Below are 23,465 nucleotides of genomic sequence, written 5' to 3'. Positions count from 1 at the left end.
CGGAGCGAAGGCCCGTTTCTGTTATGTTGTTTGCAAAATTTCTAGGGTCGCACAATGAAGAAGGCGTTAATTACCGGTGTTACCGGCCAAGATGGTTCGTACCTTGCAGAGTTTTTGCTGGAAAAGGGCTATGAGGTGCATGGTATCAAGCGCAGGGCTTCGTCGTTCAATACCCAGCGTGTAGACCATATCTATCAGGATCCTCACACCGATAATCAGCGATTTGTTTTGCATTACGGTGACTTGACGGATTCATCAAACCTGACGCGCATTTTGCAGGAAGTCCAGCCAGACGAGGTTTATAACCTTGGGGCACAGTCTCATGTGGCGGTAAGTTTTGAGTCTCCGGAATATACTGCCGATGTAGATGCCATGGGCACCTTGCGCCTGTTGGAAGCGATTCGTTTGCTGGGATTGGAGAAGAAAACCCGTTTTTATCAGGCGTCTACCTCAGAGCTTTATGGTTTGGTTCAGGAGATACCTCAGAAGGAAACTACTCCGTTCTACCCACGCTCGCCCTATGCGGTGGCCAAGCTCTATGCCTACTGGATTACCGTGAACTATCGGGAAGCGTATGGCATGTATGCCTGTAATGGCGTGCTGTTTAACCATGAGTCACCTCGCCGCGGTGAAACTTTCGTTACGCGGAAAATCACTAGGGGCCTAGCGAATATCGCTCAAGGGCTTGAGAGCTGTTTGTACATGGGAAACTTGGACGCGCTTCGGGATTGGGGGCACGCCAAGGACTACGTGCGCATGCAGTGGATGATGCTTCAGCAAGATCAGCCGGAGGATTTTGTTATCGCAACCGGCGTTCAGTATTCGGTTCGGGAGTTTATCCAGTGGTCTGCGGCGAAGCTGGGCATAGAGCTTCGCTTTGAAGGTGAAGGTGTAGATGAAACCGGCGTAGTTGTAGCGGTGACTGGTGATGCTGCGCCGGCGGTGAAGCCCGGGGATGTGATTGTGAAGGTAGATCCCCGTTATTTCCGCCCGGCTGAAGTAGAAACCTTGCTGGGGGACCCAACCAAGGCGAAGGAAAAACTGGGTTGGGTACCGGAGATTACCGTGCAGGAAATGTGTGCTGAGATGGTTCAGGAAGATCTTCAGGCTGCCAAACGCCACGCCTTGCTCAAGGCCCATGGCCATGATGTACCTGTCTCGGTGGAGAATTAAGATGTCTGAGTTGCGTAATCAGAAGGTATTCGTTGCAGGCCACCGTGGTATGGTGGGGTCGGCGATTGTTCGTCGCCTCGAGGCTTTGGGGTATGCCAATATCGTAACCGCCGGTAGGGACCAGCTGAACTTGCTGGATCAGGCTGCCGTGCACGCCTGGTTTGCTGAGCATCAGCCGGAGCAAGTTTACATTGCCGCTGCGAAGGTGGGTGGCATTCATGCGAACAACACTTACCCAGCTGAATTCATCTACGAAAACTTGATGATCGAAGCGAACCTGATACACGCCGCTCACAAGGCTGGTGTGCAGAAGGTGTTGTTTCTGGGGTCTTCCTGCATTTACCCCAAATTTGCTGAGCAGCCGATGCGCGAGGATGCGTTGTTGACGGGTATTCTTGAGCCTACCAACGAGCCTTACGCCATTGCCAAGATTGCCGGCATCAAATTGTGTGAAAGTTACAACCGTCAATATGGCCGAGACTACCGTAGCGTAATGCCTACCAATCTGTATGGCCCCAACGATAACTTCCATCCGGAAAACAGTCATGTAATCCCGGCACTGTTACGCCGATTCCATGAGGCGGTCAAAGCGGGAGACGAAGAAGTGGTTATCTGGGGGAGTGGAAAACCCATGCGAGAGTTCTTGCATGTGGACGATATGGCTGCGGCCAGTGTTCACGTAATGGAACTGGATTACGAAACGTATGCCCGCAATACAGAGCCGATGCTTTCTCATATTAATGTGGGTACGGGTGTGGATTGCACAATTCGCGAGTTGGCGGAGACGGTGGCCAAGGTGACGGGGTTCTCAGGAAGGCTTGTGTTTGATAGTAGCAAGCCTGACGGAACGCCGCGGAAGTTGATGGATGTTGGTCGGTTGAATGCGTTGGGGTGGGAGGCTTCTATTGGGCTAGAGAAAGGGTTGCAGAATAGCTATCACTGGTTTCTGAAGCATGAAAAGGCTATACGCAGCTAATTTTTGTCAGCCATCGTGTTCGATTGATTCAAAAGGTATAGATGCCCTTATGCAACCTCCTGTGTCCACTGCGAACGATAAAGTCCAAGAAGTTAGCCTCATCGATTTGGCTTTGGTTTTTATCCGGTTTAAGAAGGTGTTTTTTTTGGTGTTCTCGGTAGTTCTGCTAATCGCATTAGCGTTGGCTCTTATACTGCCGGAAAAATATCAGTACACAACGCTTATGCAACTAGCGGAGAAAGCATCTGATGAACCAATGGAGTCACCGAGAGCTATAGTCGGTTGGCTTGAGCTCTCTCTCTTCCCAATGATAGAAACGAAGTATCGAGATGAGGGTTCGCGGAGAATGCCGTTTGAGCTTGAGGTTGTCGTGCCCACTGACACGGTGCTGCTGAAGCTGGCTTCTAAGGCGGAGCGAGAGGATTATGTTGACTTGGAGCAAATTCATCATAGTGTGGCAAATAAGATCATGGAGCGGCAGAAGGCTGCAGTTCACCGTCACGTGAAGAGGCTTCAGGACCAACTAACCAGCGTAAATGAGACGATTGAGCTTTTGCGGGCTATGGATGGACCAGGGACTGCTCTGCCCGATGCACTTGATCGGAAAGCTGGTCTGGAAAGGGAGATTTTACTCGTAAGAGAATTTGAAACCGTTACTGTGGCGCAACAGAGTCTGGAGCCGGTATCTAAGAGTCCCCTATTCATTATTGTGATAGGAGGGTTTTTGGCCGGTGTGCTGGCGAGTATAGCTACTTTGGTGTGGGCGCTGTTTAGTCATGCTAGAAAACGCCTGAGTGTTACTGAGGTGGCGTAATGTCTAGGTTGGTGAAATACGCCGTGCGCTTTTTTCTGTCATTTCTTCCTAGCCAATCTCGCCATGCGTCAATTGCTCCTTTGGAGGACAGAAAGCCTTCTTTAGTTATTCTCGCGAATGGCCCGGGGTTAAGCCATTACATTGAGGGTTTGTCCGAACCAGAGGCAAGCACTGACTCTATGTGTGTGAACCTTTTTGCCTTGAATAGCAATTTTGAATTCTTTAAGCCTCGCCACTATGTGATTTTCGATCCCTTGTTTGTTGTCGGCCTAGATGATCCAGACTCGATGGCGAGTAAAGTTTTTCGATCAATACACTCGAAGCTCAGCTGGCATATGACACTTTATATCCCATTGCGATTCAAGGGATATGAGGCACAGATTGAAAAGTTGGCATCTGTAGAAAAGCTGCGAATTGTCTATTTTAGAGATGCTGGGCTTCCTTTAGATGGCGGTGCCACAACGTTGTGGCTAATGGATAAGCAAGTGATTATGCCGCGAGCACAGAATGTTTTGGTGGCAGCCATTTATATTGGGATTCTGCTTGGGTACCCTAAGATTTTTCTTGAGGGAGCTGATCATAGCTGGCATCGGTACCTTCACCTGAATGATGAAAACAAGCTGATGATCAAGGATGTCCATTTTTATGACGGTAATCCTAAGATGACGCCGCTACTGAAGGATGCAGAAAATAGAGTTCATTTTTCCGTGGAAGATATTTTCCGAGCATATTACCTGCTGCATAAAAGCTATAGGGTTCTCGCTAAGATTTCCAAGAGGAGAGGTGTCCAGGTTATCAACCGAACGCCCGACTCATTCATTGATGCTTTTCAAAAGAAACAGTAGGGGCTTGACGTGGCATTCCTATCTGTAATAACAGGCAGTCGCATTTCAAAGCTTGCAAAAGTCAATAAATTTTGTCGTCTCAACAAAACTATAATGGGCGACTGTTCTTACATCGCAAACGGAGGTCGAGTAAATAATGCGGAGATTGGCAAGTTTTGCTCAATCGGTCCGGATGTGAGGATTGGGCTTGGAAAACACCCCATTCGTGATTATGTATCCACCCATCCTGCCTTTTATTCGAAATCAAATGCTTCCGGCCTGAGTTTTTCAAACCGGGATAAGTTCAATGAATCGGAGCAGGTTGTCATCGGAAATGATGTCTGGATCGGCCAAGGAGCTATTGTCTGCGATGGTGTTCACATTGGTGACGGAGCATGCGTGGCGGCTGGTGCTGTGGTGGCAAAGAATGTTGAACCGTATGCATTGGTTGGGGGGGTGCCTGCCAGATTCATACGGTATCGATTTGATGTCGATACGATCGAAAGGCTATTGAAATTAAGGTGGTGGGATAAGGACCTATCTTGGATAAAAGAGCATTGGGAATTATTTTCAGATGTTGAGAACTTCTTGATAGAAAGTGAGAAAAGCGGTGAGGCTTAGCCTTCCTATATCGATTGAGGTGGATCGTGCCATGCTAACAGTCATGGCGCTGATTTATTTATGCTTTTGCTTTGCGGCGTTTTTCTTTGGAAGTAGTATGTTTAGGCTGCTAAGCGGCCTGACTGGTTCTTTCTTTGTTTTCTACTTTCTTCTGGTTTATCGAGTTCGTGTTTGGGTGCCAGTTGCCACTGCGCTAATGATGCTCGGAATTGCGGTGCTGAAGGTGGATTCGAGTTTCCAGGCAAGTCTGTTTTTTGTTTTATCGCTCTTTTCTTCGGTTTGTTTGGCAATATTGATTAGAGATTATGGGCTCGGGCGGGTTTTAATAACGGTACCTTTGCTCCTGTATTCATTATTTTTGTTGTACCTTTTTTCGGTTTTGGAGTTTGGGCCCAACGAGTTTAATAGTGTTTTCGACGGGTACAGTAGAAATGGCGTTGGTGCAGTGCTGCTGGCGTTCTCCATGGGATATGTTTGGTACTGTTATGAAAAGGATTTAAAACCGTCGTTGTTCTTGGGGGCGCTGGTTCTTTTTTTAATGTTTCCACTTTATGGAAGGGCAAATATTATCGGCGGCGCAGTTCTATTTGGGCTGATGCTGTATCTCAATTTCGGCTTCGTAGGATTGTTGTTCTTGGGACTGCTTTTGAGCGTGGGTTCTGTGCTCGGGTTTGACTATATCTCTGGCTATCTGTCAGTGAATACCAACTTTTCTTCCGGTCTTGAGAGCCTTAGGTCTGAAATGCTAAGAGGGTATGCCGAGCAAACGAACCTCGGTTCGTTTTTCTTGGGTACGAAGCTTTCGGCTGTGGAGTCTATCGTTGATCACGGTGGTAATGCTCATAATGCTTTTCTTCGTGCCCATAGTTATTTCGGGTTGATGAGTTTTTGCGTGATTTTGGCTTTTGCGGCGGCTGTTGCTTTGATGCTTTCGAACGGTCAATTTGTGCTGGCGATTATTTCATTGGTTCTCATCGCTCGCGCTTCTCTCGATATTATTTATCTCGGAAATATCTTTGATTTTCTCATGTTGGGGCCGTTTTTATATTTTTATCGGCCGATCCGTTCAACCGTCTGTTTGTGATTATTATGAGTGACAGGTTATCTGTATCTATTATTACTGTGTGCTTCAATAGTGAAGCAACGATCCGTGGAACACTAGAGTCGGTGCGGTCACAGGATTATGAAAAAATTGAACATGTTGTGATCGATGGTGCGTCCAGCGACAGCACCCTAAGTATTGTGAGTCAGTTTCGTGATACCGTTAGCACTGTCATCTCCGAACCCGATTGCGGCTTGTACGATGCGATGAACAAAGGCGTTCATGCAGCAACAGGTGATATCGTTGGCATTCTGAATTCGGATGACTTTTTCGAAAGTGAAGAGGTGATTTCAGAGGTGGTCAGATTTTTTAAAAACCACCCTAATGTCGATGTCGTATTTGGTGACGTGGTTTTTGTCGAACCCGGCAACCTTGAGCAAGTGACTCGTTACTACAGAAGCCGCCATTTTCAGCCTTGGAAACTCAGATTCGGCTGGATGCCCGCTCACCCTGCTACCTTCGTCCGGTCCTCTGCCTATCGCAGAGTTGGGGGCTACCGTTTGGATATGAAAATATCAGCTGACTACGAAATGTTCGTGCGTTGGCTATTGGTCGCAAGGTTGCGCTGGAGTTATTTGCCCCGAGTGCTTGTTAGAATGCGCTCAGGCGGAGTCAGTACTAGCGGTATAAAAAGTAGTATCCGGTTAAATCGAGAAATTGTGCGTGCCTGCAGAGATAATGGCGTCTATACAAATCTGCTTTTTGTCCTAAGTAAAATTCCGTTCAAGCTGTTGGAGTTGATCAGGCGGCCAAAACAATGAGTAAGCAGCGTGTGTTGATAACCGGTGCCTCAGGTTTCGTTGGTGGGGCTGTAGTGAAGCGTCTATTGGCGCAGAATGAGTTCTATGAAGCCGTAGCTGTCGCTCGAAACGGGGGGACGGTTGACCACGCAGGGCTTCGTTTATTTTCAGGCCTTGAGCTGAATGACCCCCGGGGGTGGTCTCAAGCACTTCTTGGCGTTGATGCAGTGATCCACTGTGCAGCCCGCGCCCATGTTATGAATGATACATCGTTGGATCCACTTGCGGAGTTTCGGCGTGTTAATGTGGATGGTGCTCTGACGTTGGCCGGTGAGGCCAGCAAAGCGGGGGTTAAGCGCTTCGTGTTTGTGAGTACGGTTAAGGTTCATGGTGAGAACACCAACTACCGAGCTCCGTTCAGTGAGGCTGATGAGCCGGCTCCGGAGGACGCTTATGGGCTCTCAAAGTATGAGGCGGAGCAGAAGTTACAGGACTTCTGTACGGAAACGGGCATGGAGTTAGTCGTTGTGCGGCCTCCGCTGGTTTATGGCCCAGGAGTAAAGGGCAATTTCCGGAGTTTATTGAAGCTGTGTAACTTGCCGATACCTCTGCCATTTGGTTCTATGAAGAACAATCGCAGCATGGTTTACGTGGGCAATCTGGCAGATTTTTTGGTGAAATGTGTTGCCTCGCCTAATGCCTCAGGGCAAACGTTTTTGATCAGCGACGACGAAACGTTCTCCTTTTCGGAGTTGTTAGGTGAACTTCGCTACGCGCAGAGCCGGGCGCCATGGCTGTTGCCGGTTCCTGTGTCCCTGTTTCGAATTGCGGGAACCCTGTTGGGCAAGTTTGCTGCGGTCGAACGTCTGACCGGGGCTTTGACGGTTGATTCGAGCCAAGCTCGTGAAGTGCTGAATTGGTCTGCTCCATACACAGCTCGTGAAGGCCTTATAGCGACTGCGAGAGCATTTCGTTGCAGCGAAGAATCCGGAGAGTTTGAGTGATAAGAGTATTGGATATAGTTTTCGCGACATTAGGCCTGCTGTTCGGTTTGCCTTTTCTTGTGGTTATTTATGTTATTGGGTTGTTTGATACGGGCTCTCCTTTGTTTCGCCAAGAGCGGGTTGGGCGTTACGGCAAGCCATTTATCCTAGTGAAGTTTCGCACCATGGCGCCGGATACCCAATCGGTTGCCAGCCATCTGGCAGATTCTTCGTCTATTACACCTGTTGGTAGTTTTCTCAGGCGGACAAAGCTTGATGAGTTGCCTCAGTTATGGAATGTACTAAAAGGCGAGATGAGCCTGGTGGGGCCTCGCCCGTGTTTGTTTAATCAAGCTGATCTTATTCAGGAGCGGAATAGCCGTGGTGTACTTGAGGCACGGCCGGGTATTACTGGGCTCGCGCAGGTTAACGGTATCGATATGTCAACGCCTCAATTGCTTGCGGAAACCGATGCAGCCATGCTTCGCTCATTAGGCCTGAAGCATTACTTGAGCTATATCCTGCAAACCGTTAGAGGTAAAGGGGCGGGTGATCGTGTGAGATCAGAGGATTAGGTGATGACCTCAAGAATCATTAATGCCGTATTGGCTTGGCCCAGACCGATGAAGCGTTTGCTTTCGGTTGGTGTCGACTTTTGTTTGTTAACTGTTGCAATTTGGGCGGCTTTTGCGCTGCGCTTCGAGACGTTTTATTGGGTGCCCGAGACAAAACAGTTGTATGTCTCTGTTGCGACTATCACCGTTACGATTGGTGCGTTTATTCGGCTGGGACTTTATCGCGCGGTCATTCGTTATCTTAGTGAGCATGCTTTTCTGGCTATTATTTCGGGAGTTTTGTGTTCAAGCGTGGCCTTGATTGTATTTGGGTTTTTGTTTCAAGCTTTTGTTCCTCGCTCGATCCCGGTACTTTATGGCGCATTTTCGTTTCTTTTGGTGGCGGGAACCCGGTTTTCCGTTCGAGCTGTAGTTCGTCGCCCGAAAGAAAAGGCGAAAAATAGTGTTTTGATTGTTGGAACTGGCCCAAGAGGGTTGCAGCTAGCGTCCGCTCTTTCGCAGGGTGTGGAGTTTCGCCCTGTAGGTTTTGTGTCTTTGCTCAGGAGTAATCATCGCTCGGTCATTGGTGGCTTGCCAGTTTATTCCGTCGAGCATTTAGATAAGGCAGTTCGAGAACTTGAGGCAACCCGCGCTTTATTAGCGCTCGAAGACTCTATTCCTATAAGCCGTAAAGAGCTGCTGTCGGCGTTGGAGACGTTGCCGATTCCGGTTCAAACTGTGCCCTCTATGTCGGAAATGATGGCGGGGCATGCACGGATCAACGACATACGGGATTTGGAAATTGAAGATTTATTAGGGAGAGATCCAGTAAGGCCTGATGCTGCGATTGTTTCTGACAGCCTTTACGGTAAATCTGTAATGGTTACCGGAGCCGGCGGGTCAATCGGTTCTGAGCTGTGCCGGCAAATTATCCGGCATAAACCTCGCGTTCTGGTGTTGTTCGAACAGTCTGAGTTTTCGCTGTACTCCATCGAGCGTGAGTTGCGCTCAATCAATAATCTCGAGAATCTTGAGGTTGTGATACATGCTGTCTTGGGAAGCGTTACTCATCGTAGAAGGTGTGAGGCTGTTTTGACAGCTTTCAGAGTTCAAACTGTATACCACGCAGCCGCATACAAGCACGTCCCTTTGGTTGAACACAATGTAATCGAAGGTCTTCAGAATAATGTGTTTGGTACCTGGCACATGGCTGAGGCGTCAATATCGGCGGGAGTCGAACGCTTTGTTCTTATTTCAACAGATAAGGCTGTGCGGCCCACAAATGTTATGGGGGCTACTAAGCGAATGGCGGAGCTAGTGCTGCAAGCGTTAGCGAAACGCCAGTCTGGAACCGTATTTTCAATGGTGCGCTTTGGAAATGTTTTGGGCTCGTCCGGTTCTGTGGTGCCGTTATTTCGTGATCAGATTCGCGATGGTGGTCCGGTAACCGTAACTCATCCAGACATCATTCGGTATTTTATGACTATCCCGGAAGCCAGCCAGTTAGTGCTTCAGGCGGGCAGTATGGGGGAAGGCGGCGAGGTATTTGTCCTGGATATGGGCGAGCCGGTGAAAATAGTGGACTTAGCTCGGCGCATGATTCATTTGATGGGGCTGGAAGAACGCACCGAGGACAATCCGGAAGGTGATATCGAGGTGCTGTTCTCCGGCCTTCGGCCGGGAGAAAAGCTGTTTGAGGAATTGTTGATTGGAGATAATCCTCAGGGTACAGCCCACCCTCGAATTATGATGGCTCGTGAGGTGTCTTTACCTTGGGACTCTGTGGAGGATATGCTCGCTCGGTTCACTCAGGCGAGCCAGTCGTTTGATTGCAAGGCAGTAGTGGATTTGTTGATAGAGGCTCGTACCGAATATGCTCCGAATGGGGATCCGGCGGATTTGGTTTGGCAAAATGGTGATAATAATTTTGCACTGCAGCACGAGACCCGGGTGACAAACATCCACTAAGATAAATTACTGAATCTCTGAATCGAGTCAACAAGGATTGTTGCATGATAGGTATTAATCATCACGGTGCCATCAGCGGCGTCACGGGCTCCTGCCACGAACTCTCTTTACCCTCGGATGAACCGCGTTCGCGAGCCGGAGTCCTAATAGACTGCGGCCTATTCCAAGGCTCCGAATCCAAAGGCCGCTCCACCGCCGAAGACCTAGCCATAGATTTTTCCATCGACCACATTCGCGCCTTGGTGGTCACTCACGTCCATATCGACCATGTAGGCCGAATTCCTTATCTACTAGCCGCCGGCTTCGAAGGTCCAATTATTTGCTCTGAGCCATCTGCCGAGATGCTTCCGGAAATTCTGGAAGATGCCCTAAAGATTGGTTTCACCCGGGACCGTCGATTGATCGAACGTGTATTGGCTGTGATCCGAGAACGCTTGGTGCCGGTGCCTTATAACCAGTGGCACCCTGTGTTCGATAAAACCGGTTGTTCGCTTTCGGTGCGGTTGCAAAGGGCAGGGCATATCCTCGGCTCGGCTTATGTGGAATGTGATGCGCGGAGTGGAGAGCTTGAAGAACGCGTTGTGTTCAGTGGTGATCTTGGCGCGCCGCATTCGCCATTGTTGCCGGAACCGAGCTCGCCTGAGCGTGCTGACCGCCTAGTGATTGAAAGCACCTACGGCGACAAGAATCATGAGGACCGTGAAACACGCCGTTACCGTTTGAAAGGGGTGTTGGAGCACGCACTTCAGGATGGTGGTATGGTGCTGATTCCGGCGTTCAGTATCGGGCGCACTCAGGAATTGCTGTATGAGATTGAGGGGGTGATTGCGGAGTTTGGCGACGAACAGGTTACAAAGGGGGCTGACCCCGAGGGGTCAGACCCCACCCAAGGTTTGACGTGGAGCAACCTCGAAGTAGTGGTGGACTCCCCGCTGGCCGCCAAATTCACCAACATCTACCGCCAACTTAAGCCCTTTTGGGATGACGAAGCACAAACACTTGTAAAATCTGGCCGCCACCCTCTGTCGTTTGAGCAGTTAACAGTAATCAATTCTCACGACGATCACCGGAATGCCGTAGAATATTTGGCCAAATCTCACCGCCCCTGTGTGGTTTTGGCCGGCTCGGGTATGTGCGCCGGCGGCCGTGTGGTGAACTATTTGAAAGCCATGCTGGGCAATGAGCGCAACGATGTATTGTTCGTGGGCTATCAGGCTGTCGGCACACCCGGACGGGATATATTGACCCATGGACCAATAGGTGGTTGGGTTGAACTGGAAGGCAAACGCTATGATATTCGTGCCAAAATTCACCAGGTCAGCGGATATTCTGCACACGCAGGGCAAGCTGATTTGTTGCGGTTCGTTGAAGGTATTTCCGTACCGCCCAAAGAGATTCGAATTGTGCACGGTGATAGCCACGCTAAACAAGAATTCGACACTATACTGAAGGCAAGGTTGCCTAATAGCAGGGTCTGCATTCCATAAGGAATTGGTTTATGAAGAAGATTGCCGTAATTGGCTTGGGTTATGTGGGGTTGCCGCTGGCTGCCGCGATTGGAGAAAAGCGGGAAGTCGTTGGCTTCGATATTAACTCTAAGCGTATTGGAGAGCTTAAAGATGGTATCGATTTCACTTTAGAGCTGTCTCGAGAAGAGCTGGTTGCGGCAAAAGGCTTGTCGTTTACAGACTCACTGGATGGAATTGCTGATTGCCAGATTTATATTGTTACGGTGCCGACCCCTATCGATGAGTTTAAAAAGCCAGACCTAACCCCACTCGTCAAAGCCAGCGAAACCGTAGGCAAGGTGCTGAAGCAGGGCGACATCGTTATTTACGAATCCACCGTATACCCAGGCGCCACGGAAGAAGTCTGTGTACCGGTTTTGGAAAAAGTGTCTGGCCTGACGTTCAATAAAGATTTCTTCGCCGGTTATAGCCCAGAGCGCATTAACCCGGGTGATAAAGCGCACCGTGTGACGACTATTATGAAAGTCACTTCTGGCTCCACGCCGGAGATCGCTGATGAGGTGGATGCCTTGTATGCGGATATTATTACCGCCGGTACCCATAAGGCCAGTTCCATTAAAGTCGCTGAAGCAGCGAAGGTGATTGAAAACACGCAGCGCGATTTGAACATTGCGTTGATGAATGAGCTTTCCATGATTTTCGCCAAGCTGGGTATTGATACCCATGAAGTATTGGCAGCAGCCGGCACTAAATGGAACTTTTTGCCGTTTAAGCCCGGTTTGGTGGGTGGCCATTGTATTGGTGTGGACCCGTATTATTTGACTCATAAGGCGCAGGCCATCGGTTATCACCCGGAAATTATTCTGGCTGGCCGTCGAGTGAACGATAACATGGGGCCTTATGCCGCATCTGAGTTGGTTAAGGCGATGATCAAAAATGGCCAAGCGGTTTCCGGCGCGAAAGTGTTGGTAATGGGTCTGACGTTTAAAGAAAACTGCCCGGATTTGCGTAATACCCGTGTGGTTGATGTGATTGAAGAGCTAAGAGATTATAACTGCGAAGTAGATGTAACCGATTGCTGGGCGGATAATGCTGAGGCGGAAGAGGAATACGGTATTTCGTTGGTGGATAAGCCTGAAAATGGCTATTACGATGCGGTGTTCCTAGCGGTGCCTCATAATGAGTATGCCGCAATGAATGTGCAGCAGTTGAGAGCCTATACAAAAGATAAGGGTATTCTTTTCGATCTGAAAGGCGTTTTACCATTGGGCGAAGCCGATATTCGATTGTAATAATCGGATTCGATTTTTATATAAAAGCCGACCAGAGTGTCGGCTTTTTTTATGATCGTTAATTAATCTTCTTTACGAGTGATGCACTTATTTATTAATATGCAGGCTGACTTTCCGGTCATGTTTTTTTTGTTTAAATCATCATAGATAAGGTCTCACTTTCATGGCGAAGATCAACGATTACTATCAGAAAAAACAGCTTATGGAAAAGCTTGCGGCAGAGCTGGAGCAGCTCGAAAACGACCAAGCGCTGAAGCGCGAGTTGGAGTTTGAAAATAAAGTTCGTGAGTTGATGGCTGAATACGATAAGTCACCAAAGCACGTATTGCAGATTCTGGCAGCGATTGATCCTTCTATTGCCGGTGCTAAAGCCGAAACTGCAACAGGTACTCGTGCCAAGCGCCCGATGAAGACCTATAAAAACCCGCACACCGGTGAAGTGGTTAAAACCCGTGGCGGTAACCACAAGACTCTGAATGAGTGGCGTGAAAAGCACGGTAAAGAAGCGGTTCAGAGCTGGCAGCAGCAGGACTAAATCGCTTTATTAAACCCCTTGCCCCTAGCGGGGAAGGGGTTATGCATAAATCACGACTTTATTACGCCCGCCTTCTTTTGCTCTATAAAGCGCCTTATCCGCCTCTTGCATCCACTGCATATAATTCTCCGGCTCACCCGTTAATTGCGCGATACCCATGCTGATGGTGTATCGAATATCACCCGCGGTGGTATTCACTGTACTTTGTGCAATGGTTTCCCGTATGCGCTCACACAGAATGTGGGCGTTTTCCGCATCGGTTTCAGGCAGGATAATGCCGAACTCTTCCCCGCCGTACCGGCCCGCAGAATCGGATTGGCGAATGCTGTCGCGGGTAACTTGTGCAGTGTGGCGAATCACATCGTCGCCGGCTAGGTGGCCGTAGGTGTCGTTCACGGCTTTGAAGTGGTCGATGTCGAACATCACCAAGGTGGTGGTTTGGCCGTATCGGCCGTAGCGTTCGAATTCTGCATCCACCAGGTTTTCCCAGGTGCCTCGGTTCAGCAAGCCGGTTAATCGGTCGGTCATGCTCAGTTTTGCCAGTTGTTCGTTTGCCCGTTCAAGGGCGCGTTTGCTGCTGGCAAATTCGGTGACGTCGTAAATAAGCAAGCAGACCTTGTCGACCTTGCCGCTGGAGTTGGTGAGTGGGCTGATGGTCAGGTTTTGGTACATGAATTCTTCGGTGCCCGTGATGGGGCGGGAATTCCGAAACTTGAACAAATAGGGCCGCTGCTCCCACGAAGTGAAGGCTCGGGTGTTCAGAGTGGTGACGGCATCCACCTTCCGCGTCAGCCAGGCTTTGGGAATATCGGGGAAGGCGTTGAATATCTGTTGGCCGCGAATTTGAGTGGCGGTAATGCCACTGTGATTTTCCATAAAGCCATTCCACGCTTGCACGCGGAATTCAAGATCCAGCACAACCAAGCCGACTTCCACGGTTTCGATCATGTCGGCCAGCCAATGGAAGGCGTCTAGGTTCTGCGAGTCAAAAGCCATGGTCAGTCCACCAGATATTCGAGACGTTTTTCCAGAAAGGGTACGGAGTCTTCGGTAAACAGCACCAGCATGTCACAGCGAATGTCCCGGTTTTCGATGGTGTAGCAAATTTCCAGGCACAGCAATTGCTCTTCACGGGTGCTGTGGTGTTCCAACAATTCGTTGATGGGGCGGTGCTGGCCCAGAACGGTCGGGTGGCCAAGCCCCAGCTTGATGTCGAGCTGATCGCTGACGCCGTTCAGGAAGGCGCCAAACAATATGCTGGACATGTCCATCAACACTTCAACGTTAATGGCATCGCCTTCTACGCCCTCGTAATGCAGCAACTCCGCCATTTCTTCAAAGCTGGCGTCGTCAAATAGAAGGAGGGCTTCTCCGGCTAAACCGGCGCCGGTGAAACCTTGGCAAACCGCCGAAAAGGTGTTGCCGGTTCCCGCCGACGAGATGGCCATGTGCAGTTCTGAGCTGGCGATAAAGGCCACTTTCGGGATGGGCTGTTTGACAAATACCCGGAGTAGCCGGGCTAGAAGGTCAGACGACCGGCCCATGGCAACGTTGGCGGTTTCCTGAAGGTATTCTGCCAAGCTGACCGAAATCTCAGGCGTTCGGCTCGACTTTAGGAACGAATCGTTTTGTGCAGCCAGTGCCGAGAGCTCTTCGGACCGGAAAAAACCGTATTCCTGCAGCAGTTTTGCGACAAGCTCCGTGCTTGTGGGCTTTTTGATGAAGTCGATAGCGCCGAGCTTGCGCACCCGTTCCCGCGCCTCTGGCTGTATGTCGCCGGAAACCACGATGGTCAGCACAGGCAGGTCTTCTTTGCGGATGTGTTCCAGCACCTGATAGCCGTCCAGGCCCGGCATGTTCAAATCGAGAAACAGCAGTTCCGCTTCGCCATTGCGCAGAATCGTCAGTGCTTCTTCCCCGTCTTGGGCGAATAGCACTTGGTCGGTCAAGCCGGAGGGCAGTGCGCGGGCCATTTGTTTTCGGGCGAGCGCTGAATCGTCGCAAATCAGGATTTTGGTGCTCATAGTACGTAGTTTGGTGCCCGAATGGTGAAGTGGCAAGAGTAACTTACGTTAATGTGTCGATATATACTACGTTTCGGTGGTTCGGGTTTGTGAGGTAACGCACTCTATTGTCAGTCGGCTCTCGGCTATAGTGTTCGCGTGCTAAAAAAACAAATAGAGACACGATCTATGATTAAGCGAGCGTACGGATACGCTGCCCTTACTCTGTTCTGCGCGGGTATTGCGTCTGTTGCCCAAGCGGAATTGGCTCCCATTTCTGACGACGCAATGGGCGATGTGACCGGGCAGGCGTTTATGCAGGTTGAAAACATCGCTGGCCAAAATCACGATTTTACCCGGATGTCATTAGGCATCGATGTGGAAACACGGGTGAATGTGGATGAGGTGAAAGTCGGCGAACTCAATGCTGGCACAGACTTCGCGGCTATCCATCTGGCTCTTGGCCACATCGCACGGACCAATGGCGAAGTTTATAACGGCGTTACCTACAATGCCGGAGACGACGTTCACTTCGAAGCTCGCCGTCCCTATATTGAACTGGCCGAAGACGCTGCCGGTTTGGCCGGGTTCCGCATGGGCTTTCATGAAGCCCGGGGATCGGTTTCTTCCAATACCACCAGTTTTAGCGGCAATATTGGGATGAAAATTGAATCATTCGGCCAAGTGTATGATGCTCAATTATTTCAAGGGCCGGGTGGCGCGGCTACCGATTATCGCGCCACGCACATTGGTTTAAAACCGAATAATCCGAATCAGGCTGTCGGATGCAATGTGAGTGGAACGTTGGCCAACTGTGCACCACTTACCCAGCTTCGCTCACTGGATATTGGTGAAGACTCCGGGCAGGAAGGCGTTGCCGCGTTCACGGATGGCTTCTTTGTTGGTTTTCAGCGGGATGAGGGCGTGGCCTGGCAAACTCTGGATGGCATGAGTTCTGTGAGCGTAGGGAAAGGTGTATTCATCAACCTGCCCACGAACATGACCGTGAACCTAGAGCAGTTGACCGGCCCCGGCCTCGATCGCCGCCGGACGCATCAGGTGGATATGGGGACTAAGTTGTTTTGATTCTTCGGTGAGGTTCGTTAGAGGCTCAATCTTTCGGCGCAAAGCACAAGGAGCCGTGCGTGCCAACGCTGCTTTATTTGAATGGATTCAAATTTTTCTTTTACGCGAACGACCATTTACCGGCCCACGTTCATGTGCTTAAAGGTGAGCGATGGGCTAAGATTGAGCTGGTCACGCTATCGGTGAGTTACAGCACTCTTAAAAATCAGGAGCTGCGAGAGTGCCTAAAGATTGTTGGTAGCCATCAGTCGGAATTTCTGGAGAAGTGGAATGCCTGGTTTCGAAGGTAAATCCGTTCACGTTGATGATCGCCATTTGCATGTAGAACTGAAGGATGGGCGTGTAATCTCGACCCCGATCCATTGGTACGATGTACTAGAGCAAGCTTCAATCTCAGAGCTGAGAAAATACCGTTTCATCTGCGATGGTACCGGTATCGAGTGGGAATGCTTAGATTATCATCTGAGCATAGAGGCGATGTTATCTGGTGATGCCCGGCAAAGCGCCGCATGAATTTGCTAAACTCCGGGTTTCTAATTTGATTGGAACCGCAGGAGTCTTCCTTTGATCCGCTCTTTTTACTGGCACGATTACGAAACCTTTGGTGTAGACCCGCTGCACGACCGGCCCTCCCAGTTTGCCGGGGTTCGCACCGATGCGGATTTGAACGTGATCGAAGATCCGTTGGTGATTTACTGCAAACCAACGGACGACTACCTGCCTTCTCCTGAAGCTTGCCTGATTACCGGCATCACCCCGCAAAAAGCCCTCGAAGACGGTTTCCCGGAAGCGGAATTCATAGCGCAGATCAACGAAGCCTTCAGCCAACCCGGCACCTGCGTGGTGGGCTACAACAGCCTGCGATTTGATGACGAAGTCACCCGCAATACGCTTTATCGAAACCTGCGGGACCCCTACGCCCGTGAATGGCAGAACGGTAATTCCCGGTGGGACATCATCGACATGGTGCGGCTGACCTACGCATTGCGCCCGGAAGGCATCAACTGGCCGCGTAAAGAAGACGGCAGCCCCAGCTTCCGCTTGGAAGAGCTCACGGCCGCCAACGGCATTGCCCACGAGGCGGCCCACGATGCCATGTCGGATGTTTGGGCGACGATTGCCGTGGCCAAGCTGATTAAAGAGAAACAACCCAAGCTGTTTGACTTCGTTCTGAAGAACAAAGACAAACACGCCGCCCGCCAAATGCTGGACACCGCCACCATGAAACCGGTGTTCCACATCTCCGCCAAATTTCCAGCCAGTCGCGGCTGTTGTGCCTTGGTAGCACCATTGGCGGAACACCCCACAAATAAAAACCAGGTCATCGTCTACGACTTGCGGGAAGACCCAACGGAACTCATCAATGCCACGCCGGAACAGATTCAGGAGCGAGTGTTTACCTCGCAGGCGGAATTGGGCGAGGGCGTAGCGCGCTTCCCCTTGAAAGGCATTCAGGTAAACAAATGCCCCGTATTGGCCCCGGCAAACATGCTTTCTACGCTTTCCAAAGAACGCTTGGCGGAATTGGAGCTGGATGGTGACGTGTTGCGCGCGAATTTGGCCAAACTGCGAAACGCCGCGGACTTACCGGCTCGCATTGCTCAAGCCTTCGACCGCAGCTTTGAAGGTAATGACCTGACGGACCCAGACGAGCAAATCTACGCAGGCGGCTTTATCAGCAACGCAGACCGGGAGCGACTCAAAGACCTGATCGCCCAGCCGGTAGAAACGTTAGGCGAGCAAGAAGTACGTTTTGACGATGAGCGTTTAAGCGAGATGCTCTTCCGCTACCGCGCCCGAAATTACCCGAACACCCTGAGCGGCGAAGAAATGGAACGCTGGGAAGCCTTCCGAACCGAGCGCCTGATGAACCCGAAGAAAGGCTGGCGTTCACTGGAAGCCTACGGGCTGGAGTTGCAGCGCCTGGCGAGTGATCCGGAGCTGACGCCGAGGAATCAGCAGATCCTAGAGGATTTGCATTTGTATGGGGAATCTTTGATTCCTTATATGTAGCGTAAAGGGCTTGTTCAGTCGGTCACCTTTGACTACTTTCATCGTGACAATGTGTTTAATGAGTCTGGAATTAAATGCTGATCGCTCATAATGTTGGCGCTGTTTAGTGTTTTCATGCAAGTCAGTGCCGAGTGACGGAATCTCTAACGAGGAATACTTGATGTCTGTTAACGATGAAGATATTGCCGCGCCGTTCTTAAGACGTAAGCAAAAGAATCTGCTGTACTTTCAGAGATACCGGCCCGAAATTTTTGAATTTTTTGTTAACTACGAGCCTCGTCATTGTGAGTTAAGCGTTACGCCTGGTAGAGATGACGTGGATCTCATTGATCGTGGACGATCTGTATATCGGCATCTTGCACGGGAGTACTCTAGCACTGAAGTGAGGGAGTTTATTCAAACTAATCCTTCCGAAAAACCCATGTTCAGCGTTCAGCCTTTTTATTTAGAGGTGAATGAAGATGCACGATTTGCTTCCAGATTTGTTAGGGAAAGTCTAGCAAAAAGCCAGCTGACTCCGGCGACATTTAAAGGCTATCATCGAGGCAGGGTATTACCATCGGTAGTATTTCTGGGATGCGGTCTTGGCTATCACATAGACATCCTTACAGCCCAAGAGGAAGTGATTGATGCCGTTGTTTTTGAGCCTGACGCTGATCGGTTTGCTTTGACGCTATTCACGGTTGATTGGGAGGGCATCTGTGCTCGTTTCCGAGAGAGAGGGCGGTCAATCTCCTTTTGTATAGCTACCAAGCCGACTGAAGAAAACGTTCGGAGAGTTCTTGGTGCCAAGCTCGCAGAAATCGTACCGCTTTACCCTTATCTGACTAGCTACTACAACCACTTAGCCAATGTCGATTTGTATCGAATCGCCAAGGATTTGGAGAAGGATTTGCCGGTTGTGGGGGCAAACTGGGGTAACTACGATTTTGAGCTTAGAGGCTTCCGGAATGTGTTTCATAACTTGAGAATGGGGGGAGGGCAGGTTAAGCCCTATCAATTAGATGAATCGCAGGTGCCAGTCGCGGTAGTTGGTAGTGGGCCGTCGCTTGATACGCGTATCGATGGGCTAAAAGCGAATAGGGATAAACTGATTGTCATAAGTGCCGGTACAGGGCTTAGGGCGCTTCTCAGTCATGGCATCAGGCCGGATTTTCATGTCGAACTGGATGCCGACTATATGATCTATGAAATGCTCAAAGATATTGATGAGTTGTACGGTCTGAGCGGTATCACCTTGCTATGTACGATCAGTGTAAACCCACTCGTGCCTCCCCTGTTCGAGGACTGTCGATTTTATCTCTCCGCTGAGAACTACATTCCAGCATTTTTGGGGCTGAATGCCGACGCCATTCCTGGTTGCTCTCCAACTTGTACCAATGCGGCGCTTGCATTGGCATTTGCCTCTGGATTCCGAAATTTATTCCTGTTCGGAACGGATTATGGGTATCAGGATAAGTCACAGCATCACTCGCGATTCTCTGTGTATGGACAGGAGTCCCGAACCGGATTTGCTTCTCGATTCCAGAAAGAAACGGCGAGAGGCGCAGAAGCTCGGCCGAAATTTGAATCGGAAGGTGTTAACGGGACTACGATAATAACACAAGGCGATTACTATACAGCCAAACGAGCGGTAGAGAATTACTTGCTGGATCGTAAGAGCCAAGGGCTTAACTTTTCGGTGAGGAATTGTTCGGATGGCGCTCTGATCGAAGGCGCTGAATGGATGTCAATCGATGAGTTCAATGGACGATTCGAGCTTGCGGAGGTAGATCGAACCTGTGAACTGGATGCTCTTAAAACCTGCGTAGAAGATATGCCGGATTTTGATGTGCGACAGTTATTCGAGGCTGTTTCTAAAGAAATTTCAGAGACCGTGCGTGAATTTTTGTCAGTGCTCAAGAATAGTCGGCTCCGGGGACGTAAGGATTTAATAGTGGTGTGTAACCAAATACGGGATTATCTGAACAGAGTCGGCCCTGGCAGCAATCGACGGTCTCCCGTTGTCGTTCAGTTAATGGGATGGCAGATTCTGAAGGGAACAGTGCAGCGCTTTCTGCAAACTGGGCTTTGCCATGGCCTTGCGCACCAAGATAATGACTTGCAGCCATTCTTGGATCATTGGGGGGCGACATTTAAATCATTTCTTGAAGAGCTTCCTGTGCATTTTTCGTCAGTTATTCTTTCGGATCTACCTCCTGAGGACGATCCTTGGGTGACAACTCGCCTTATGGATGCTGAACCAAGCTTGCCAGAGCCTGCACAATAACATTTTGTTACACGAATAATTAAAAGAATTCTAAAGCGATCGGAACAGCTGCCGTTAAGAAGGGTATCAGGGCAGCTTTCCCGAAATATTAACTGGGAGCTGGCCATTCTAAAGTGTCTCTACACAATATCGAAGGGGAAGCATTATGGCTCTCGGAATCAACACTAACATTGCCTCACTGAACGCTCAGAATCAGCTTTCTAAGTCGCAGGGTATGGCGAATCAGGCAATGGAACGGTTGTCTTCAGGTTTGCGCATTAACTCGGCTAAAGACGATGCTGCTGGTTTGGCCATTTCTACACGTTTTGATACTCAGATCCGCGGCCTGACCGTTGCGCAAAGAAATGCTAACGACGGTATTTCTATGGTTCAGACTGCAGAGGGCGGACTCGACGAAACGGTTGCTAACCTCCAGCGTATCCGTGAATTGGCTGTTCAGGCTGCTAATGGTTCAAACACTGATGAAGATCGTGCGCTATTGCAGGCAGAGGTTGATCAGCGTATTGCTGAGATTACTCGAATTTCTGACGATACTCAGTTTAATGGACAGAATGTGTTGGATGGTACTTTGGGTTCTGCTGTTTCGTTCCAGGTAGGGGCAAACGCTGGGCAGACCATTGATATAGCTTTTGATTCGACTATGAACGCTGCAGGCCTCGGCATATCCGCAGTTTCGGTCGCTTCTGCTGGTGCCGCGAGCGCAGCGTTGGCTACGATTGACGGCGCGCTCTCGGAAGTGAATGCATTCCGAGCTGATCTGGGTGCTGTACAAAACCGGTTTGAGAGCACAATCAACAACCTTTCGACAAACCTTGAGAACCTGAGTGCTTCAAACAGTCGAATTCTGGACGCCGACTTTGCAGCCGAATCCGCCAAAATGGCTAAGGCTAACGTACTTCAGCAAGCTGGCATCTCAGTATTGGCACAGGCTAATGCCCGTCCAAACCAGGTTCTGTCCCTGCTTCAGTAATTGAAGCGGTTAGATAGATGATAAAGCCAGTCTTTCGTAAGGAAGGCTGGTTTTTGTGCTAGCGGGGTGGTCTATGAATGACATGAAGTTGTATGGCCCAAATCCAAATGTGAAGCTTGTTGAAGTTGCTGGTCAGGCACCCGGCGCTCAGCAAAATCAGCCCGTAAGTCGTGAAATCGTCACTGACTCTTCATCCGTTGGGAGTGCGCAGCCCGTTCGAACTGAGGTTCAGGTTGAAGAGCTTGGTGAAGCCGTCACGCAGCTAAATGATTACGTCCAAAATGTTCAGCGAGACCTGCAATTTGAGGTAGACATGGAGCGTGGCGAGACGATCGTGCGAGTTGTGGATAACGAAACCCAGGAAGTGATCCGTCAGATTCCGGATGAGGTTGCACTAAGGTTGGCAAAAAACTTGCAGGACGATGAGCCGCTGACGTTGTTTGATCTGAAGGTTTGAAGCGAAATTTTTATTCAGAGGCTTTTTGCTCTATGTGTGAAAGGGAGCAGCTAACACCGTCGCGCTCGCAAGGGTCGGCGGTGTTTTTCGTTTCGGCCTATAATATTTGTATCTAAAGTGTAAAAAGCGGCAAAGTTTTTCCGCTTGCTGCCGATATCTTTTATATACCGGTAGACATATTTGCAGTTTAGCCCCTATGGAGGCGCATCATGGCATCAATTTCTTCACTTGGAGTAGGCTCCGGCATATTTAGTGCTGACCTGGTCGACAAGCTTGTCGCGGCCGAGCGCGTTCCTACAGAAGAGCGTCTTAATAGCAAAGAACGGTCGATACAGGCCAAAATTTCGGCATTCGGTGCGTTGAAGAATGCATTGGAAGAGATGAAATCGCCTTTAGACGGCTTGAAGTCGGGCGCGGCTTTTGATGCTTACACGTCGAGCATCTCCAATGATGACGTTGCAGGCGTCACCCTCGATGAGAGTAGTGTCTCTCGGGGTTCCTACACTCTGAATGTGACGCAATTGGCCCAGCGTCAGTCGTTGGCTTCCGCCAGCCAAGCGGATAAAGATGCGACGACCTTTGGCAATGGTACGCTCACCTTCGAAGTGGGCGGGGTGACAACGGAAGTGACCATCGATGATAGCAACAACACCCTGGAGGGCATCGCGAGTGCCATCAATGATGCCGGTGCTGGTGTATCAGCGGGGGTGGTGGATACCGGTTCCGGCTACCGTTTGGTGATGACTTCCGATGAGAGTGGGACTGCTAACGCCATTAGTGTGACCGCTTCGGGTGACGCAGGGTTGTCTCAGTTTGCATATGATGGAAGCGGTACGGGCATGAGTGAAACCGTCGCCGCTCTAGACGCCAAGCTGGAAGTGAACGGTATTGCGATTACACGTTCTTCGAATACGGTTGAAGGTGTTGTAGAGGGTGTGACCTTTGATTTGAAATCAACGGGTACGTCTACGGTTGTCATCAATTCAGACCCGGATGCGGTGACTGAGCGGGTTCAAGAGTTCGTAGACAAGTACAATGCCCTGCAAGACGTGATCAAAAACGCGTCTGGGTACGATGCGGCCACGGATCGTGGTGGAGCGCTTACAGGCGATTCCACCATTCGCAGTCTTCAAAATGAATTGCGAAGCTTGCTGACTAGCATTCCGGGAGACCTTCAGAACTCTCCGGTGCGCATGTTGGCTGATCTCGGTATTTCAACCAACCCGGATACCGGAAAACTGGACTTCGATGCTAGCGAATTCAAAACGCAGCTTGCTGACCACTCAGAAGACGTAAAGACTCTTTTTTCGGGCGATTCCGGCATAGCCTCTCGGGCGCTCAATGCGGTGGATGAATATGTGAAGTTCAGTGGCCGGCTGGATAATCGAACAGAAGGTTTGAACCGAACGCTCGACGACATCCAGGATCAGCGCACTAAATTGGATGACAGAATCGAATCTTTAAGGGCTAGGTTAGTAAAGCAGTTTTCTGCTGCCGACGCGCTTATTGCTCAGTTTCAGAGTACCGGCAATTATGTTGCTCAGCAGCTTGCCGCTCTGGCTCCACAGAACAACCAGAACAATTGATCCGCTGAACCCGGTTCAAGTTAAAGAGGT

23 protein-coding genes are annotated in these 23,465 nt (G+C 50.0%); 21 read left to right on the top strand and 2 right to left on the bottom strand.

All coding sequences use genetic code 11. The annotated features are described in order from the left end of the window. Positions 1-54 precede the first annotated feature (54 nt). The 13 genes from gmd to DOQ08_RS06150 all read left to right on the top strand — a co-directional run bounded on the left by gmd (position 55) and on the right by DOQ08_RS06150 (position 13,051). Positions 55-1,173 (top strand): GDP-mannose 4,6-dehydratase, encoded by a 1,119-nt coding sequence (gene gmd, locus DOQ08_RS06210; RefSeq protein WP_114334051.1) that lies wholly within the window; start codon positions 55-57, stop codon positions 1,171-1,173. Between the two features lies 1 nt (position 1,174). Continuing rightward, entirely contained in the window at positions 1,175-2,149 is a 975-nt protein-coding gene (gene fcl, locus DOQ08_RS06205; RefSeq protein ID WP_114334050.1) for a GDP-L-fucose synthase, read from the top strand. A gap of 49 nt (positions 2,150-2,198) precedes the next feature. Further along, entirely contained in the window at positions 2,199-2,963 is a 765-nt protein-coding gene (locus DOQ08_RS06200) for a Wzz/FepE/Etk N-terminal domain-containing protein (protein WP_165823622.1), read from the top strand. After that, on the top strand, positions 2,963-3,808 hold the full coding sequence (locus tag DOQ08_RS06195; protein WP_114334048.1) for a hypothetical protein: 846 nt from the start codon (positions 2,963-2,965) through the stop codon (positions 3,806-3,808). The genes DOQ08_RS06200 and DOQ08_RS06195 overlap by 1 nt, the downstream gene beginning before the upstream one ends. A gap of 9 nt (positions 3,809-3,817) precedes the next feature. Then, positions 3,818-4,408 (top strand): CatB-related O-acetyltransferase, encoded by a 591-nt coding sequence (locus tag DOQ08_RS06190; RefSeq protein WP_114334047.1) that lies wholly within the window; start codon positions 3,818-3,820, stop codon positions 4,406-4,408. 31 nt (positions 4,409-4,439) lie between these two features. Continuing rightward, complete coding sequence (locus DOQ08_RS06185) at positions 4,440-5,492, top strand: hypothetical protein (protein WP_114334046.1); 1,053 nt, start codon at positions 4,440-4,442, stop codon at positions 5,490-5,492. Between the two features lie 5 nt (positions 5,493-5,497). Continuing rightward, complete coding sequence (locus tag DOQ08_RS06180; protein ID WP_114334045.1) at positions 5,498-6,271, top strand: glycosyltransferase family 2 protein; 774 nt, start codon at positions 5,498-5,500, stop codon at positions 6,269-6,271. After that, the gene (locus DOQ08_RS06175) at positions 6,268-7,254 is read left to right on the top strand and encodes a UDP-glucose 4-epimerase family protein (RefSeq protein ID WP_114334044.1); all 987 of its coding nucleotides are present in this window, start codon (positions 6,268-6,270) and stop codon (positions 7,252-7,254) included. Before DOQ08_RS06180 ends, DOQ08_RS06175 begins: the two co-directional genes overlap by 4 nt. Continuing rightward, the gene (locus tag DOQ08_RS06170; protein ID WP_114334043.1) at positions 7,251-7,808 is read left to right on the top strand and encodes a sugar transferase; all 558 of its coding nucleotides are present in this window, start codon (positions 7,251-7,253) and stop codon (positions 7,806-7,808) included. The genes DOQ08_RS06175 and DOQ08_RS06170 overlap by 4 nt, the downstream gene beginning before the upstream one ends. A 3-nt stretch (positions 7,809-7,811) precedes the next feature. Further along, positions 7,812-9,755, top strand: a complete 1,944-nt coding sequence (locus DOQ08_RS06165) for a nucleoside-diphosphate sugar epimerase/dehydratase (RefSeq protein WP_114334042.1) — start codon at positions 7,812-7,814, stop codon at positions 9,753-9,755. Between the two features lie 44 nt (positions 9,756-9,799). Beyond that, the gene (locus DOQ08_RS06160) at positions 9,800-11,242 is read left to right on the top strand and encodes an MBL fold metallo-hydrolase (RefSeq protein WP_114334041.1); all 1,443 of its coding nucleotides are present in this window, start codon (positions 9,800-9,802) and stop codon (positions 11,240-11,242) included. Between the two features lie 11 nt (positions 11,243-11,253). After that, positions 11,254-12,516: a Vi polysaccharide biosynthesis UDP-N-acetylglucosamine C-6 dehydrogenase TviB gene (tviB, locus tag DOQ08_RS06155; protein WP_114334040.1), complete on the top strand. Its 1,263-nt coding sequence runs from the start codon at positions 11,254-11,256 to the stop codon at positions 12,514-12,516. Positions 12,517-12,679: 163 nt separating this feature from the next. Beyond that, entirely contained in the window at positions 12,680-13,051 is a 372-nt protein-coding gene (locus DOQ08_RS06150; RefSeq protein ID WP_114334039.1) for a histone-like nucleoid-structuring protein, MvaT/MvaU family, read from the top strand. A 39-nt stretch (positions 13,052-13,090) separates the two neighbouring features. On the opposite strand, the gene DOQ08_RS06145 is transcribed toward DOQ08_RS06150, so the two are convergent. Both DOQ08_RS06145 and DOQ08_RS06140 read right to left on the bottom strand, forming a co-directional pair. Continuing rightward, entirely contained in the window at positions 13,091-14,047 is a 957-nt protein-coding gene (locus DOQ08_RS06145) for a sensor domain-containing diguanylate cyclase (protein ID WP_114334038.1), read from the bottom strand. A 2-nt stretch (positions 14,048-14,049) separates the two neighbouring features. Continuing rightward, the gene (locus DOQ08_RS06140) at positions 14,050-15,075 is read right to left on the bottom strand and encodes a response regulator (protein WP_114334037.1); all 1,026 of its coding nucleotides are present in this window, start codon (positions 15,073-15,075) and stop codon (positions 14,050-14,052) included. A gap of 168 nt (positions 15,076-15,243) precedes the next feature. Between DOQ08_RS06140 and DOQ08_RS06135 the strand changes: the two genes are divergently transcribed. The 8 genes from DOQ08_RS06135 (at position 15,244) to fliD (ending at position 23,435) form a co-directional block, all read left to right on the top strand. Beyond that, a complete protein-coding gene (locus tag DOQ08_RS06135; RefSeq protein ID WP_114334036.1) occupies positions 15,244-16,140 on the top strand; it encodes a hypothetical protein in 897 nt (298 codons plus the stop codon). A 59-nt stretch (positions 16,141-16,199) separates the two neighbouring features. Next, positions 16,200-16,430 (top strand): DUF4160 domain-containing protein, encoded by a 231-nt coding sequence (locus DOQ08_RS06130; RefSeq protein WP_114334035.1) that lies wholly within the window; start codon positions 16,200-16,202, stop codon positions 16,428-16,430. Beyond that, positions 16,411-16,653, top strand: a complete 243-nt coding sequence (locus DOQ08_RS06125) for a DUF2442 domain-containing protein (RefSeq protein WP_114334034.1) — start codon at positions 16,411-16,413, stop codon at positions 16,651-16,653. Before DOQ08_RS06130 ends, DOQ08_RS06125 begins: the two co-directional genes overlap by 20 nt. Positions 16,654-16,704: 51 nt before the next feature. Beyond that, positions 16,705-18,153: an exodeoxyribonuclease I gene (gene sbcB / locus DOQ08_RS06120; protein ID WP_114334033.1), complete on the top strand. Its 1,449-nt coding sequence runs from the start codon at positions 16,705-16,707 to the stop codon at positions 18,151-18,153. Between the two features lie 160 nt (positions 18,154-18,313). Continuing rightward, a complete protein-coding gene (locus DOQ08_RS06115) occupies positions 18,314-20,422 on the top strand; it encodes a motility associated factor glycosyltransferase family protein (protein ID WP_114334032.1) in 2,109 nt (702 codons plus the stop codon). Between the two features lie 145 nt (positions 20,423-20,567). Beyond that, the gene (locus tag DOQ08_RS06110) at positions 20,568-21,392 is read left to right on the top strand and encodes a flagellin domain-containing protein (protein ID WP_114334031.1); all 825 of its coding nucleotides are present in this window, start codon (positions 20,568-20,570) and stop codon (positions 21,390-21,392) included. A 73-nt stretch (positions 21,393-21,465) separates the two neighbouring features. Beyond that, positions 21,466-21,849 carry a flagellar protein FlaG gene (locus tag DOQ08_RS06105; RefSeq protein WP_114334030.1) on the top strand — a complete coding sequence of 128 codons (384 nt, stop codon included), beginning with the start codon at positions 21,466-21,468 and terminating at the stop codon, positions 21,847-21,849. 209 nt (positions 21,850-22,058) lie between these two features. Beyond that, on the top strand, positions 22,059-23,435 hold the full coding sequence (gene fliD / locus DOQ08_RS06100; protein WP_114334029.1) for a flagellar filament capping protein FliD: 1,377 nt from the start codon (positions 22,059-22,061) through the stop codon (positions 23,433-23,435). The last annotated feature ends 30 nt before the right edge of the window (positions 23,436-23,465 follow it).

Source organism: Marinobacter litoralis, from assembly GCF_003336705.1.
In the GTDB taxonomy this organism is placed as follows: domain Bacteria; phylum Pseudomonadota; class Gammaproteobacteria; order Pseudomonadales; family Oleiphilaceae; genus Marinobacter; species Marinobacter litoralis.
This window is presented reverse-complemented; position numbering and strand designations above follow the sequence as displayed.